Below are 15747 nucleotides of genomic sequence, written 5' to 3' on the forward strand. Positions count from 1 at the left end.
TTAGGGGGCGAGATTATTGAGGTTCGCTAGGTAGTGGCCACCCGCCTAGTTTTTTCCATTTATTGACTAATTCGCAAAATAATAGCGCAGTACGGTTAGTATCATATAGGGCACCGTGGGCTTGTTTGCCATCAAATGGAATACCTGCGGTGACACACGCTTTCGCAAGAATGGTTTGTCCAAAGACTAATCCGCTCAGTGCAGCAGTATCAAAGGTTGCGAAGGGATGGAAAGGGTTGCGTTTTAACCCTGAACGCTCTGCCGCATTCATAACAAAGCTGTGATCAAAATTTGCGTTATGAGCTACCATGATCGCGCGATTGCAATCGGTATTTTTCATGCCTTTTCGAATTGTTTTAAAAATGGCATGCAGTGCTTCATATTCGCTCACGGCACCACGTAGAGGGTTAGTGGGGTCAATGCCTGTGAATTCCAGTGCGGAGGGTTCCAAATTCGCTCCCTCAAAAGGTTCTACATGAAAATGTAACGTTTCATCGATGGCCAGCCAGCCATCTTTGTCCATTTTGAGTGTAATAGCAGCTATCTCTAATAGACCATCAGTTTTGGGGTTGAACCCACCAGTTTCGACATCAATAACGACAGGGTAGTAACCCCGGAAGCGGTTAACCAGTGAGTTAGGGTTATTTTTTTCAGACATTAGGCTTTCAATTTACAGTTTCTGGTTGGCTTTCATTATGCCAAAGGGAATATATTTTTGCAGGTAGATACTGAAGAAATTTTAGGTGATGGTTATCATCACCTAAAATATAAAATGAATGCGAGGGATTAATTGCCTAATCCTTTGCTTGCACTTTTGTTTTCGATAAGCTCAATTTTATAGCCATCTGGATCTTCAACAAATGCGATAACGGTTGTACCGCCTTTGACTGGGCCTGCTTCACGAGTGACATTTCCACCTACTTGACGAATGTCCTCACAGGTTTTAGCGACATCATCAACACCTAATGCAATATGACCATAAGCATTGCCTAAATCATATTCTGTTACGCCCCAGTTATAAGTTAACTCGATAACAGCACCTTCACTTTCATCACTGTAACCGACGAACGCTAAAGAATATTTGTATTCTGTATTTTCGCTCGTGCGCAGTAAGCGCATACCTAATACTTTGGTATAAAAATCAATGGAGCGTTGCATGTCGGTAACGCGGAGCATGGTATGTAGTAAGCGCATAATAGTAGTTTCCCTATAAATTCTTCAGGCAATAATGCTTAAAGTCGAATCGATTTATCTATCAATATAACGTGGCAATATGACTAAATACAACGATTGAGGTTTATTTTTTAGTCATATCATGGCTATACTCAATTTGAGAGAGTATATCATAATTTTATGTTTATATTACGGGTGGTTAATGATGGCAGAACAACTTGAGTTTTTTGACATACCAAGCCCTTGCCGTGGAATATGTCAAACCAACGAGCAGGGATATTGCCGAGGTTGCTATCGAACCCGTGATGAACGTTTTGGCTGGTTACAGTTAACTAACGCTGAAAAACGTCATGTCATCCGTTTATGTCGCCAGCGATTTTTAAGAGCAAATAATAAGAAAGTGGCTCAAGAAGACATGAATGACCCTCAACAGTCTCTGTTTTAATTGATAATAAAACCATTCCACGCCAAATTATTCAATGGCAAATCAATTCACTTAAATTAATTTCAACGGTTACATTTCAATAAAATTTTATTTATTCAAAATGATGATGAAATTCATATAAATCAACTGTAAATGACATAATTTTAAGAATAACTATATTGCTTTGTTTTTAAAGAGTTTATTTGCTATTGCATTTTTTATTGTTAGTTGTAATTACTATAAGGGTTAAAATAGATAGATTCGAAAGAAGAGTAAGGCTATTCTTATTAATAAGATAATTGATAGGTTGTCTTATTAAGTGATTATATTGTTTTTATATGAAAAAGCATGGAAGAAAACAAGGTATATATCACTCAATGATTTATTGATGCTCACTATATATAGGTATTTATTAGGTATTGGCTCAATAAAAGGTTGTAAAGATAAAAGGGAATTAATATATAATTTAAAAAATAATATGTATTCGGTATATTTTTTAGACATTATAATTATATAAAGGAGGGTAAATTGGAATCTCAAATTGGAACTGAATTATCTCGTGTAGTCCGTATGTGGCGAGCATTGATTGACTATCGCCTCAAGCCACTTAAACTCACGCAAACACACTGGGTAACACTGCATAATATTAGCCAGTTACCGCCCGAGCAATCACAGATTCAATTGGCAAAAGCAATCGGTATTGAACAACCTTCTCTGGTCAGAACATTAGATCAATTAGAAGAAAAAAGGCTCATTTCACGTCATACATGTGCAAATGACCGACGCGCTAAGAGAATCAAACTCACAGAGGAGTCGGAGCCTTTTATCAAAACGGTTGATCAAGTGATTAATAATACTCGGACAGAGATTTTAAGTAATATTAGTCATGACGAGCTAAGCCAGTTATCTTTATTGCTATTAAAACTGGAGAAAAACATTCTACGTTTACAGAACGATTCATAGACTACTAATTATTTTTCTCATTTAATTTTATTACTATGAATATAATTCGCCTAAATATATATTAAACTAATAACTATAGCCACCATGCACGTAATATGTGTTTCTATATAGATGCATGATTTTTTACGTGAGGCGGCTTTGTATTCTATCATTATGGGTTAATTATTAAAAACATACGGTATTAAGAGGGATTAGAGAGTGAAAATAGGGATGAAAAATTTGCTTCAAGAAAAATAGAGAATACATACGGTGTAAATTACATTTTACTTGAATAGATATCAATCACAATTATTCAATAAAGTTCTGCTATGGAACCCATAAACGAAAAGATAGCGAAGTGCTCAGACGCGATAAAAATATTATTACTAATAAGCTAAAAAATAAAACACTAATCATGATTTAAATAAAAAATGCGTTCATCGATTAATTAGCCGGTGAACGCATTTTATTTTGAATTTATGTCAAATTAGCGAGGTGACACAGTAACTGTATTTCCGCTGTTTGCGATCATAACACGCTGACCTACACGGAAAGCGGCAGGATCTTGTTTCTGAACAACAACAATGTTTTTACCACTGTCTAAACGGATTTCAAGCTGCACACCTTGGCTTTTATTTAGAGCTCCTTGTGCTTGTTGACCCGCTAAACCACCTGCGATTGCCCCGGCCGCTGTTGCTAGCGTTTTACCAGTACCACCACCGACGGTATTACCTAACAGGCCACCGATAACTGCACCGCCAATTGCACCAATCACGTTACCATCTTCACCCGCTTGAATGGTCACTGGGCGTGCGTTGAGTACCGTACCATAAGTCACAGTTTGGACTTGTTTAGCATCTTGAGCTGAAATAGTATCACCAGAAAGCGTACTTGTATTGACACAGCCAGATAACGCAACAACCGCAGCAACACCTACAAAAACTTTCTTAAGCATAATAACTCCTATGAGACTTGCTGTTCGTGGCAGTAACGTAGCATCGAAGATTTGTTCTTACCATAAGCACAACAACATCAAAAATTTGTTTTAGATAACAGAGCCTAGACTACTAATTTTGAATTAAATAATGCATCAACACTAGGTAAAATATCTCAAATTCCACTCAAAATCCCAATTCAAAGCACCCTTTGCTAAAGAATCATCTATTTTTTGACTATTTTAGAGCATCAATTTATAGCAAAGGTTAAATAGGGGATTTTTACCTGTAATAAGAACTACTCACCTTAAGGTGTAGCAGATAATTACAGAATAAACCATTATAAATCAAATAAAATAATCAAGAGATAAAAAACGATTTATTGCTGCTATTTTGCTCACTATTTTCATCTCTTCTATCAATTATTTATTATTCCTGCGAAGCGCTACGAGAAATTGAATCGATCAGTTGACAAATTTTTCTCTAAAAGCACAATCTTTCCTAGTTTATCTCATTGAGTGAATAGACACGTTAAAGGGAATAATGATGATTAAATCGGGTCGCTATATTGGTGTTATGTCAGGAACCAGCCTAGATGGTGTTGATGTCGTATTAGCTGCAATTAATGATAAGTTTGTTGCAGAGCAAGCTAGCTTGAGCGCCTCATTTCCGATTGAACTAAAAAAGCGCATTCTCAATATTTGCCAAGGGCAAGAAACAACACTTTCTGAATTGGGAAAAATAGATAGAGAACTTGGCACAATATATGCCGATGCCATTAATCAGCTTCTTCATCAAACGGGTCTATCTCCTGAAGATATTATTGCGATTGGTTGTCACGGGCAAACGGTTTGGCATGAACCTGATAGTGAAACACCGTTTACTATGCAGATTGGTGATAACAATCGTATAGCAGCATTAACTGGAATAACGACTGTGGGGGATTTTCGCCGCAGAGACATGGCTTACGGTGGACAAGGTGCTCCGTTAGTTCCTGCATTTCATTTAGCTGTATTAGGTCATCCGACTGAAAAACGCATTGTACTTAACATTGGTGGGATTGCTAATGTTACTGCATTACTGCCAAATGCATATGTAAAAGGCTATGACACAGGGCCAGGCAATATGTTAATGGACACTTGGGTCTGGCGTAATAAGCAACAAGCGTATGATAAAGATGGTGAATGGGCAAAAACAGGCACGGTGAATCAGGCATTATTAAATGCGATGCTTAATGATAGCTATTTTAAACGTTCAGCGCCTAAAAGTACTGGCCGTGAATATTTTAATATGCAATGGCTAGAACAGCATTTGGCGCATTTTCAATTACTATCTCCTGAAGATGTGCAAGCAACATTGTGTGAATTGACCGCCGTATCTATCGTAGATCAAGTTAAGTTATGTGGAGGCTGCGAGCGTTTAATTGTTTGTGGCGGAGGCGCTCAAAATAAATTCTTAATGTTGCGATTAGCGACATTACTGCCGGGGATTGAAGTCGCGCCAAGTGATAAATATGGGCTGAGTGGTGATGATATGGAAGCACTGGCATTTGCTTGGCTTGCCGCTCGTACAGTTTCAGGCTTATCAGGTAGTCTTGCATCAGTAACGGGTGCAAGCAGAGATAGCATATTAGGTGCGATATACCCCGCAAATATTGATATAAAATAACCGCTTGAAAGGACAGTAAAATGAACGAACTTGAAGAGATCGATCTTGCTGCGGTACGACGTGAATATACAAAAGGTGGATTGAGACGCAAAGATTTAACGCCAGATCCTATTTCACTGTTTGAGCGCTGGTTAAAGCAAGCCTGTGAAGCGCGATTAACTGACCCGACAGCAATGTGTGTGGCAACAGTTGATGAAACCGGGCAGCCTTATCAACGGATCGTATTATTAAAGCATTTCGATGAAAACGGATTAGTCTTTTATACCAATCTGGGAAGCCGTAAAGCGCAGCATTTAGAGCATAATAATAAAATCAGTCTGCATTTCCCATGGTATCAACTGGAACGCCAAGTTCATTTTACAGGTGTTGCTGAGCGTTTAAGCCCGATTGAAGTACTAAAATATTTCCATAGCCGTCCAAAAGATAGCCAAATCGCAGCTTGGGCATCAGCTCAATCTTCGCGTATTTCGGCTCGTGGAATCTTAGAAGGGAAATTTTTAGAACTTAAGCAGAAATTCCAAAACGGTGAGGTTCCATTACCGAGTTTTTGGGGAGGGTATCGTGTTGTTTTTAACAGTGTCGAATTTTGGCAAGGTGGCGCTCACCGCCTACATGACCGCTTTCTATACCAAAGAGAAGGGGATGGCTGGGTAATTGACCGATTAGCCCCGTAATAAATGGTTTTTTAGCTGGCACTTAATTGATATGCGCTTTATGCTATAGCCTCGTTTAAGAAAATTGACAAATCATACTGGCGAGCCTTTGAGCGACGCCTCATTCTGCCAATTTTCCACATTAAAATAGATAGACAAAATTCAACCGATGGAGTCATTGATGTCTAGCAATAACCTGATTAAACAATTGCAAGAGCGGGGCCTCGTTGCCCAGGTAACGGATGAGGATGCGTTAGCAGAGAGACTGGCGCAGGGCCCTATCTCTCTCTATTGTGGCTTCGACCCTACCGCCGATAGCTTGCACTTGGGACATCTGGTTCCTTTGCTGTGTTTAAAACGATTCCAACTAGCCGGGCACAAGCCTGTGGCGTTGGTTGGTGGCGCAACGGGTCTTATTGGTGACCCGAGCTTCAAAGCTACTGAACGTAAATTAAACACCACAGAAACCGTTCAAGAGTGGGTAGAAAAAATCCGTAACCAAGTTTCACCATTCCTTAGTTTTGATTGTGGTGAAAACAGCGCACGCCTAGCTAACAACTATGATTGGTTTGGCAAAATGGATGTGCTGACATTCTTACGTGATATTGGTAAACACTTCTCCGTTAACCAAATGATCAACCGTGAGTCTGTTAAGCAACGTTTAAACCGTGATGATGTCGGGATCTCTTTCACTGAGTTCGCCTATAACCTATTACAAGGTTATGATTTTGCGAACATGAATAAAGAGATGGGGGTTGAGTTACAAATTGGTGGTTCAGACCAATGGGGTAACATCACTTCAGGTATCGATTTAACTCGTCGTCTGCATCAAAACCAAGTGTTTGGTTTAACTGTTCCATTGATCACCAAAACAGATGGTACCAAGTTTGGTAAAACCGAAGGTGGTGCAGTGTGGTTAGATCCGAAGAAAACTAGCCAATATAAATTCTATCAATTCTGGATTAACACCGCGGATGCTGATGTTTATCGCTTCCTGAAATTCTTTACTTTCATGGAATTAAGCGAAATTGATGCGTTAGAAGAAGAAGACAAAAACAGTGGCAAAGCTCCTCGTGCACAGTACGTATTAGCTGAAGAAGTGACTAAATTAGTTCACGGCGAAGCGGGTCTAGCGGCTGCAAAACGCATTACTGAAAGCTTATTCTCTGGTGCAGTATCGGATTTAACTGAAGCTGACTTTGAGCAATTAGCTCAAGACGGTATGCCGTGCATCACCCTAGAAGATGGTGCAGATCTCCAGCAAGCATTAGTTGATTCAGAACTGGTACCTTCTCGTGGTCAAGCAAGAACGGCAATCAGCTCAAATGCAGTCTCTGTCAATGGTCAGAAACAAACTGAACCAATGTATGTATTCACTGATGCTGACCGTTTATTTGGTCGTTACACACTTATCCGTCGCGGTAAGAAAAACGACTGCTTAGTTAACTGGAAATAGCTCTGACGAACCTTTGTAATGAATAGCCCGGAAATTTCCGGGCTATTCATATTGGCAAACGGCTACTCACTGATTTCTCTTCATTCGACATAACAATTCTCTGGGTTTCTAATGAAAAGCGTATTATCAATTCAATCCCATGTTGTTTTCGGCCATGCAGGAAACAGTGCTGCTGCATTCCCTATGTGCCGTATGGGCGTAGATGTGTGGCCACTTAATACAGTGCAATTCTCCAACCATACTCAGTATCCACAATGGACAGGCTCAGTATTTCCTGCTCAGCATTTGACAGATATTGCCGAAGGATTAGCAAAAATCCATAAACTGGCAATCTGTGATGCCGTGTTAAGTGGCTATATTGGTTCTGCTGAGCAAGGCAATGATATTCTAGCGATTGTTCAAAAGGTTAAAGCGGCGAATCCGCAGGCCATCTATTTTTGTGACCCTGTGATGGGGCATCCAGAGAAGGGATGCATCGTTGCGCCAGGTGTCGCTGAGTTTCTTTGTCAACAAGCGCTAGCGGCGAGTGATGTGATTGCGCCTAACTTGTTAGAGTTAGAAACGTTAGCGAATGAGAAAATAGCGACGGTAGAGCAAGCTGTTCAAGCTGCACGTCGACTATGTCAGCAAGGCCCTAAAACTGTATTAGTTAAGCATTTAAGCCGTGCAGGCTATCGTGCAGACCGCTTTGAAATGATTTTAGTCACTGCGGAACATAGCTGGCATGTTAGCCGCCCATTAGTAGATTTCGGTGAAAAACAGCCTGTGGGAGTTGGTGACTTAACGAGTGGTTTAATGTTGGTCAATATCTTAAAAGGTGAGCCACTAGATAAAGGCTTAGAGCATGTTGCGGCGGCAGTCTATGAAGTCATGCTGAAAACCAAAGAAATGGGTGAGTACGAACTTCAGTTAGTTGCAGCTCAAGATTTGATGGTTAACCCTCAACATAAATTCTGCGCCACTCAGTTAGACTGATTGAGCATAGTAGTAACTTATTAAATATAGTAATAAAAAACAGCGCCGAATGGCGCTGTTTTTGTAAATGCATTTCATACAATAGATTACTTTTTCAGTAACCCTTCCGCTTCTAATGCCTCTTGTACTTTTGGGCGCTTCGCAATCTTCTCACAATATTCGTTCAGATGGCTCAATGCGCTGATATCAACGCCAACTAAACGAGTCCAGTTGGTGACGGTAAACAAATACGCATCAGCAACACAGAAATCACTTTTAGCGACAAAATAAGGCTGATTTTTCAGAACATCATTCACATACTGGAATTTTTTCAGTAAATTTGCGCGAACAACATCTTTATATTCTTCAGGGGTATTTGGCGCAAATAATGGGCCAAAATTCTTATGTAGTTCAGTAGAAATGAAGTTTAACGCTTCTAACTGATGGTAGCGCTTCATTGAACCTGGCAGGGCAATTAAGTTTCTATTTGGGTTTTGATCTGCAATATATTGAACAATCACAGCACCTTCAGTTAATTGCTCATCATCATCTAAAACGAGAGTAGGAACTTGACCTTTAGGGTTAATTTCTAAGAAGTTTTCACCCGTTTCTGTGATTTTCTCTTTTAAGTTAACACGAACAATACTGAAATCTAATCCTGCTTCACGCAGAATAATATGAGGAGAAAGTGAGCAGGCACCGGGAGCGTAATACAATTTCATCATAAAACTCCTAAGTCATAGAATGGTCATCATTATTGTTCTTTCAAGTATACACTAGATTTAAAAAGAGAATTGCCAAAGGATGCGGGGCGGCTCCCAATATCTAAAATCACTCTAATGTATGGCAAGATTACGGGAGACGAGTATTTTTCAGGGGAATTATCTATTTAATTGATATTCCATTAAAATTAAGAATGTTACGGGATAGGTATCTGAGAGGGTTTTGTTATAATTTTGCCTCACATTGAGCTATTCTCTCAATCCTTAGCCACATTTTATGAGCTGTCAAAATGGCATCCATTTTTCACAATCTTAATTACTTAACCAAGCTAGATGCCATCTTAATGGCTCATAAACCGAATAGTAGTAAAGGATTAAAACGCTTTATTCTTGAATTTTGGTTTTTTGGTTTAATTAATGCTCGTTCTTGTCTGTTTGCTGGTTTCTTCTTTTTGGCTTTATTCCTAGTGCCAGCGAAAGGGATTCTAGGTATTCCTCGTTATGATGTTTTACTGATTTTCGCAGTCTCTTTTCAAGCGTTTTTGGTATGGTCAAAATTAGAAACATGGGATGAGCTAAAAGCCATTTGTGTATTCCATTTAGTGGGTTTTATGATGGAATTATTTAAAACCTCAGCGACAATTGGTTCATGGCAATATCCTGATGAGGCGTACACCAAACTTTGGGGAGTTCCTCTGTTCACGGGGTTTATGTATGCGGCAGTTGGTAGCTATATCATTCAATCCTGGCGTTTTTTTAATGTCAGGATTGAACATTATCCACCTTATTGGATGGCGACATTAGTGGCTTTAGCCATTTATATTAACTTTTTTAGCCATCACTATATTGATGATTATCGTTGGTACTTAACGGCATTTATATTTGGTTTGTATGCCCGCAGCGTGGTGTTTTATACCCCGTTAGATAAAGAACGTAAAATGCCGCTATTGCTTGCATTTATGCTGATAGGATTCTTCATTTGGCTGGCGGAAAACTTCGGAACGTTCTTTGGTGTTTGGCAATATCCAAATCAAATCGGAGCATGGTCGATGGTACATGCAGGGAAATGGGGGGCATGGTCGTTACTGGTGATTGTGACGTTCACGATTGTGGTGCACCTCAAACACATAAAAAGTTGTGTATCCATAGCGCGCTAGCAACAAACAGTTTGTTAAAGACGGAGGTTATTTCCCCCGTCTTTTGGTCATTACAAATCTTGTCGCCACGCATCAATGGATAATGGCTCTCCAAAGTGACTTTCAATCAGACGACGCGTCACGTCATGAAGTGGAGCCGCTAAAACCTCCGCTGTATTTCCTCGCTCAACGACTTCGCCTTTATCCATTACGAGCATTTTGTCACTAATATGCTTCATCATGCCTAAATGTTGGGTGACGTAAATATAAGCGATATCTTGCTTAGCTTGCAAATCGAGCATTAAGTTGATTATCTGCGAGCGCATCGACATATCCAGCGAGGCAAGCGCTTCATCAGCCACGATAATTTCTGGTTGCAGAATTAACGCACGGGCGAGGGCGATCCGTTGTTTTTGACCTGATGCTAGCATGTGTGGGTAATATTCCGCGTGATCGGCCAGTAATCCTACTTGGCGTAATGTCTGGATAATACGTCTTTCCCGTTCAATACCGGTAAGGTTAGTATTCAGTTTTAAGGGTAATTCAAGGGTTTGCCCAATACGCTGGCGCGGATTTAAGGAAGTACTTGGATCCTGAAATATCATGCGAATACGTTGGCTTCGGTAGCTATAATCGCCAAAACTTAGCCGTTGACCACGGATTAAAATCTCTCCACCAGAAGGCTCCGTCACCCCAGACAACATGCGAGCCAAGGTGGATTTTCCTGAGCCGTTAGCGCCGATGATGGCTAACGTCTGCCCTGCTTGTAGGTTGAAACTTAACGGCTTGACGGCTTGTAATTCATGGCGACGAAATAACCCTTCACGAAAACGGAACGTTTTTGTCAGGTTACGTACCTCAAGTAACGTTTCCATTAGGGTTGTTCCTCGGTATTCAGTGGATAATGACAAGCAACTAGGTGTCCTTTAATGCTGCGCAGTGGTGGTGCATCGATACAGGTTCGTTGCGCGTAAGGGCAACGAGGACCCAAACGACAGCCAATTGGTAAGTGTTCCAATGAAGGAATAGCCCCAGGGAGTGTATTTAAACGACCTTTATGGGGGATCGGACTTTCAAAATCAGGAATAGAGCGAATTAATGCTTGCGTATAAGGGTGTCGAGGTCGCTGTAAAATATCATTCGGTGTGGCACTCTCTACAGTCTGGCCACAATACAGGACATTAATTCGATCAACCAATTTAGACATCATTTCCATGTCGTGGCTGATCAGCAAAATTCCCATGTTATTGTTTTGGTTTAATTTATCTAATAAACGGAAAATTTGAGCCTGCGTGGTGGATTCCATCGCGTTGGTCGGCTCATCCGCAATCAACAAGCGAGGCTGATTGGCAATCGCAATGGCGATCATGACTTTTTGGCATTCACCATCCGTCAGTTCGTACGGATAACTGTGCATGATATCTTTGTGATCTTTGATACCCACACGATGCAATAATTCAATTGCTCGGCGTTTTCGCCAATTAAAGCGCTGCCACCAGCGCCCTTTGTATGTCCAGCCGGGGATTGATTGGATCAGCTGTTTCCCAATATCGGCCGCAGGGTCAAGACAGGATTGTGGCTCTTGGAAAATCATCGAAATATTATGGCCAATCAGGCGACGACGCTTGCGTGGACTTAGCTTTAAGAGGTCAATATCTTGGAAGCGAAAGCGGTCCGCAGTTACGCGGATATTATCTTTGGTGATCCCACAAATGGCTTTCGCAATTAGGCTTTTACCGGAACCCGATTCACCCACTAAGCCACGAACCTCACCTTCAGATAAGGTCATGGAAACACGGTCAACGGCTTTGACGGGGCCGTTAGCCGTCATAAATTCAATGGTTAAATTACGAATATCAAGTAATGGCATTATTCCACCCCCGAATTAATCGCTCGGTGCAGTCCATCACCCAGTAAGTTCACAAATAAGACACTCGACATAATCGCAACACCGGGCAAAATGACTGTCCACGGTGCCACATAAATCAATTCTAACGTATCGCCTAGCATAGCGCCCCATTCAGATGATGGGAGTTGTGCCCCTAAATCTAAAAAGCCTAATGCTGCAATATCCAAAATTGCAATGGAGAGAGCACGGGTTAATTCAGTGACCAAAATAGGGGTAATGTTTGGCAGTACGGTGTACCACAAAATAAAGATGTTTGAAGCGCCATCTAAACGAGCCGCCACAATATACTCTTTGTCTAGCTCATCGTGCACGGCAACGTAGATGGTACGCACCATACGAGGGATCAGCGCGAGGCAAATCGCAAGCATCGCATTGGTTAAACTGGCACCCATAAATGCCACTACGATAATCGCCAGTAGTAGGGAAGGGATCGATAGCAAGGTATCCAGAACGTGGTTAAACACAGCGGATTTCAGTCCGCGGGTCATGCCCGCAAGACAACCCAACACTAAGCCGATTATCGTCGCAATCGCAGTGACCAACAGGGCTGAGCCGAATGTGGATTTAGTACCAATCAAGAGACGACTTAAAATATCACGACCTAAATCGTCCGTACCAAAGAAGAAAGCCACTTCACCATAGTGTGACCATGATGGGGGGGTAATTTGGTAGCCCAAAAATTGTTGGTCGATGGCATAAGGTGCTAAATAAGGGCCAGCAAAACAGAGGACGATTAAAAAAATCACCCCAAAAAAGCCGATCATTGCCAGTATGTCGGAGGAGAAAATATTCCACACCACCCGTGTCGGGGATGGCATTTTCTGTTCACGATAAAAATTATCTGAGGACATACCAATCCTTATGTTTTAACGGGTCCATCATTGCGCCTAAAATATCGGATAACACGTTCACGGTGATCACCAATGCGCCAATTAACATCACGCCTGCAGAAATCGCTGAGTAATCTCCTTGGCGGATAGCAGTAACCAACCAACGGCCTAATCCCGGCCAGTTAAACACTAATTCTGTCACCATGGTTAATGTTAGCATCGTGGAGAATTGTAGCCCCAATTTCGGGATAATTGGCGGTATTGCGTTATGAAAAATATGGCGGCGAATAATTTTAAAGCGAGAAAGTCCACGAGTGGCTGCGGCTTTGACGTAGTTACTGCTAGCAACCTCATCCGTACTAATCCGGACTAAGCGAATGACCTCTGTGGTTGGCGCTAATGCGAGTGTGAGTACTGGCAGGATCATATGTTCTAACACGTTGATGATCATATCTTTACGGTATGGCGAATCCGAAAGCCACGCATCCACAAGGGCAAAGCCTGTCACTGGCTTCAGGTTATAAAGCAGGTCGATTCGCCCGGAAACGGGGAGCCATCCTAAGTGAAGCGAGAAAAATAGGGTTAGTACTAACGCTAAAACGAATACAGGCACGGAAAAACCCAGTAGGGCGAATGTGCTAATTGCAATATCAACGGGTTTGTTTCGCCAGAATGAGGCAATCATTCCTAGCGGGATCCCGACAAACAACGCAAATAAAAAGGCGAGAATGCACAGTTCCATAGTGGCAGGGAATGTGTCTTTTAGTTGCTCGGTGATAGGCTCTCCATTAATGCTAGAGACGCCGAAATCGAAATGCAGTAAGCCATCAAAATAGAAGATATACGCATCAATGAGTGATGCGCCGCTAAGAGGCGCATTAGGCGTGAAATAGCTTAAGCTGAAACTGACTAGCGACAAAAAGAAGACCGTCACCAGTAATAGCAGAAATCGTCTCAGTGAGTAGATGATCATGGCTGCGGCTCCTGCTGCCGAGGTGGTGCTTTTTTCGGTTCCTGCATTTCGCGATAAACACCAGCAAATGAAGTATTGCCGAACGCGCTGATCACCAATCCTTTCATGTCAAAACGATAAGCTTGTAAACGCAGCGAATAAGCTAATGGCAATATAGGCAGTTCTTCTGCGAGAATTTGTTGTGCTTGATGGTAGTAATCAATACGGTCTGCCAGCTCTTGCGTTAGTAAGGCTTTATGCAAAACGTCATCAAATTTAGAATCACACCAATGGCTTAAGTTGGTTTGTGAGCCAATGGCGGCACAACTGAGCAGTGGGCGGAAGAAACTATCTGGGTCATTACTGTCTGTTGTCCAGCCCGCTAGTGTCATATTGTGGGAGCGATCCATTAATTGATTTTCTTGGAAGCGACCTTCCACTGAACGGATGCTCATGACGATACCCACTTGAGCGAGGTCAGCTTGGATTAATTCCGCCATTTTCAATGGGCTAGGGTTATAAGATTGGGATGCGACAGGAACCCATAATTCCAATTTTAATTTTTCTAGCCCCATTTCTTGCAACATTTGTTTAGCAAGCTCAGGATTGTAATCGGTTATTTTTGTTTGGTTATCAAACGCCCAAGATGCACGGGGGAGAATCGATGACGCCGTCTCTGCGGTACCATAATAAATGGACTGCATGAGTCGCTCATTATTAATTGCATAAGAAATCGCTTGGCGAACCTTGAGTTGGTCGAGAGGCGGCTTGCTGGTATTAAACGCAAGATATGCGATATTCATTCCCGAACGCATTGAAATACGTAGGCGAGGGTCATCACGTAGCACTTTTAACTGACTTGCGGCTGGGTACGCGAGGACATCGCACTCACCAGTGAGTAGCTTAGAAATACGTCCGGTACCCCCCGCGCCCATATCTACCACCACTTCTTCCATGCGTGGTTCACCTTTCCAGTAATCTTTATTACGCAATAAACGGACAAACTGCCCAGCTTGGTAATCATCAAAAGAGAATGGGCCGGTGCCGACAGGGCGCCAATCTATCATTTCTTGGCGATTGCTAGCAGAAAGCTCATCCGCATATTCTGCAGATAAAACGGGCGCGTAGTGAGTCGCCAAATGCCATAAAAATGAGGCATCCGGGGATTTTAATCGAAACTCCACCGTGTAGTTATTCAGTTTTTTAATACTTTCGACGCTGCTCGCAAATTGCAGGCTGTCAAAATAGGGGTAGCGCCCGCCATTAATGAAATGGTAAGGATTGCTGGTTTCAAACATGCGAGAAAAACTGAATACCACATCATCGGCATTCATATTGCGCGTTGGTGTAAACCAAGGTGTGGTTTGAAATTTGACGTCTTTTCTCAGATATAACCGATAGGTTGCGCCATTATCTAAAATTTCCCAGCGGGAAGCCAACTCTGGGATCAGGCGATACGTAAAGGGGTCAACATCCAGTAAGCGGTCATACAGTTGTGCACCTAGGGGATCAATAATTAACCCGCTACTGGCGAGTTGTGGGTTAAATGTGGTGACAATGCCATTGACGCAGTAAATAAAGCCATTTTGGCGAATATCGGCCGGGACATCATTGGCTATGGTGTCTTTGTAGCTTATGTCTGTTTGCTCTGCCAATGCAGAAAGAGAAACAGTAAATAAAAACCAAAGAGTTAAAAGGCGCATAGAGCTAATATCGTTGACCTGAATTGCCTTATTGTAGCGTAAAAATAGGGTAACAGGGTATAAGCAAAATTTGTGGTTATATTTTGTTCATACTGCCGAGGGGAGCGAAGCTTTTGAAGTGTAAATGAGAATCAATAAGACCCTATCTAATTGTAATGGTTATTATTATTTTTAATTTAATCTTAATGAGAAATAATCGCATTAAAATGCTTTACAAATGATACTAATAACTATTATCATTAACTCAGTCTCTTGAGTGCTTAGTTTTAGCAGACAAGGCATGACATTGC

Annotated in this window: 16 protein-coding genes; 7 read left to right on the plus strand and 9 right to left on the minus strand. The window is 41.6% G+C overall.

What is annotated here, in order from left to right:
• Positions 1 to 13 precede the first annotated feature (13 nt).
• On the minus strand, positions 14 to 658 hold the full coding sequence (rnt, locus tag GKR48_RS09795; RefSeq protein ID WP_036953524.1) for a ribonuclease T: 645 nt from the start codon (positions 656 to 658) through the stop codon (positions 14 to 16).
• Positions 659 to 786: 128 nt separating this feature from the next.
• Positions 787 to 1194, minus strand: coding sequence for a lactoylglutathione lyase (gloA, locus tag GKR48_RS09800; protein WP_154603996.1), 408 nt, complete (start codon positions 1192 to 1194; stop codon positions 787 to 789).
• A gap of 184 nt (positions 1195 to 1378) precedes the next feature.
• On the opposite strand from gloA, the gene GKR48_RS09805 reads away from it, so the two are divergent.
• Both GKR48_RS09805 and slyA read left to right on the plus strand, forming a co-directional pair.
• Complete coding sequence (locus GKR48_RS09805) at positions 1379 to 1618, plus strand: DUF1289 domain-containing protein (protein WP_154627999.1); 240 nt, start codon at positions 1379 to 1381, stop codon at positions 1616 to 1618.
• Between the two features lie 507 nt (positions 1619 to 2125).
• Entirely contained in the window at positions 2126 to 2560 is a 435-nt protein-coding gene (gene slyA / locus GKR48_RS09810) for a transcriptional regulator SlyA (RefSeq protein WP_154603994.1), read from the plus strand.
• Between the two features lie 466 nt (positions 2561 to 3026).
• On the opposite strand, the gene GKR48_RS09815 is transcribed toward slyA, so the two are convergent.
• Complete coding sequence (locus GKR48_RS09815) at positions 3027 to 3494, minus strand: glycine zipper 2TM domain-containing protein (RefSeq protein WP_036953512.1); 468 nt, start codon at positions 3492 to 3494, stop codon at positions 3027 to 3029.
• Positions 3495 to 4017: 523 nt separating this feature from the next.
• On the opposite strand from GKR48_RS09815, the gene anmK reads away from it, so the two are divergent.
• From anmK to pdxY, 4 genes are all read left to right on the plus strand, one after another.
• Complete coding sequence (gene anmK, locus GKR48_RS09820) at positions 4018 to 5142, plus strand: anhydro-N-acetylmuramic acid kinase (protein WP_230088636.1); 1125 nt, start codon at positions 4018 to 4020, stop codon at positions 5140 to 5142.
• 20 nt (positions 5143 to 5162) lie between these two features.
• Positions 5163 to 5816, plus strand: a complete 654-nt coding sequence (pdxH, locus tag GKR48_RS09825) for a pyridoxamine 5'-phosphate oxidase (RefSeq protein ID WP_154627952.1) — start codon at positions 5163 to 5165, stop codon at positions 5814 to 5816.
• Positions 5817 to 5976: 160 nt separating this feature from the next.
• Entirely contained in the window at positions 5977 to 7251 is a 1275-nt protein-coding gene (tyrS, locus tag GKR48_RS09830; RefSeq protein WP_132494872.1) for a tyrosine--tRNA ligase, read from the plus strand.
• 111 nt (positions 7252 to 7362) lie between these two features.
• Entirely contained in the window at positions 7363 to 8226 is an 864-nt protein-coding gene (pdxY, locus tag GKR48_RS09835; RefSeq protein WP_154627953.1) for a pyridoxal kinase PdxY, read from the plus strand.
• Between the two features lie 86 nt (positions 8227 to 8312).
• On the opposite strand, the gene gstA is transcribed toward pdxY, so the two are convergent.
• Positions 8313 to 8927 (minus strand): glutathione transferase GstA, encoded by a 615-nt coding sequence (gene gstA / locus GKR48_RS09840; RefSeq protein WP_154628001.1) that lies wholly within the window; start codon positions 8925 to 8927, stop codon positions 8313 to 8315.
• A 290-nt stretch (positions 8928 to 9217) separates the two neighbouring features.
• Between gstA and GKR48_RS09845 the strand changes: the two genes are divergently transcribed.
• On the plus strand, positions 9218 to 10084 hold the full coding sequence (locus GKR48_RS09845; RefSeq protein WP_154627954.1) for a DUF817 domain-containing protein: 867 nt from the start codon (positions 9218 to 9220) through the stop codon (positions 10082 to 10084).
• Positions 10085 to 10134: 50 nt separating this feature from the next.
• Here the strand turns inward: GKR48_RS09845 and sapF are convergent, their stop codons facing one another.
• The 5 genes from sapF to sapA are packed head-to-tail and all read right to left on the minus strand — an operon-like array spanning position 10135 to position 15457.
• Complete coding sequence (sapF, locus tag GKR48_RS09850) at positions 10135 to 10938, minus strand: putrescine export ABC transporter ATP-binding protein SapF (protein WP_154603991.1); 804 nt, start codon at positions 10936 to 10938, stop codon at positions 10135 to 10137.
• Positions 10938 to 11933: a putrescine export ABC transporter ATP-binding protein SapD gene (gene sapD, locus GKR48_RS09855; protein ID WP_036953491.1), complete on the minus strand. Its 996-nt coding sequence runs from the start codon at positions 11931 to 11933 to the stop codon at positions 10938 to 10940. Before sapD ends, sapF begins: the two co-directional genes overlap by 1 nt.
• Entirely contained in the window at positions 11933 to 12823 is an 891-nt protein-coding gene (gene sapC / locus GKR48_RS09860) for a putrescine export ABC transporter permease SapC (RefSeq protein WP_036953488.1), read from the minus strand. Before sapC ends, sapD begins: the two co-directional genes overlap by 1 nt.
• On the minus strand, positions 12810 to 13775 hold the full coding sequence (gene sapB / locus GKR48_RS09865; protein WP_154603989.1) for a putrescine export ABC transporter permease SapB: 966 nt from the start codon (positions 13773 to 13775) through the stop codon (positions 12810 to 12812). Before sapB ends, sapC begins: the two co-directional genes overlap by 14 nt.
• A complete protein-coding gene (gene sapA, locus GKR48_RS09870) occupies positions 13772 to 15457 on the minus strand; it encodes an ABC transporter substrate-binding protein SapA (RefSeq protein WP_154627955.1) in 1686 nt (561 codons plus the stop codon). The genes sapB and sapA overlap by 4 nt, the downstream gene beginning before the upstream one ends.
• Positions 15458 to 15747 lie beyond the last annotated feature (290 nt).

It is taken from the genome of Providencia sp. wls1943 (assembly GCF_009706275.1).
GTDB lineage: Bacteria > Pseudomonadota > Gammaproteobacteria > Enterobacterales > Enterobacteriaceae > Providencia > Providencia zhijiangensis.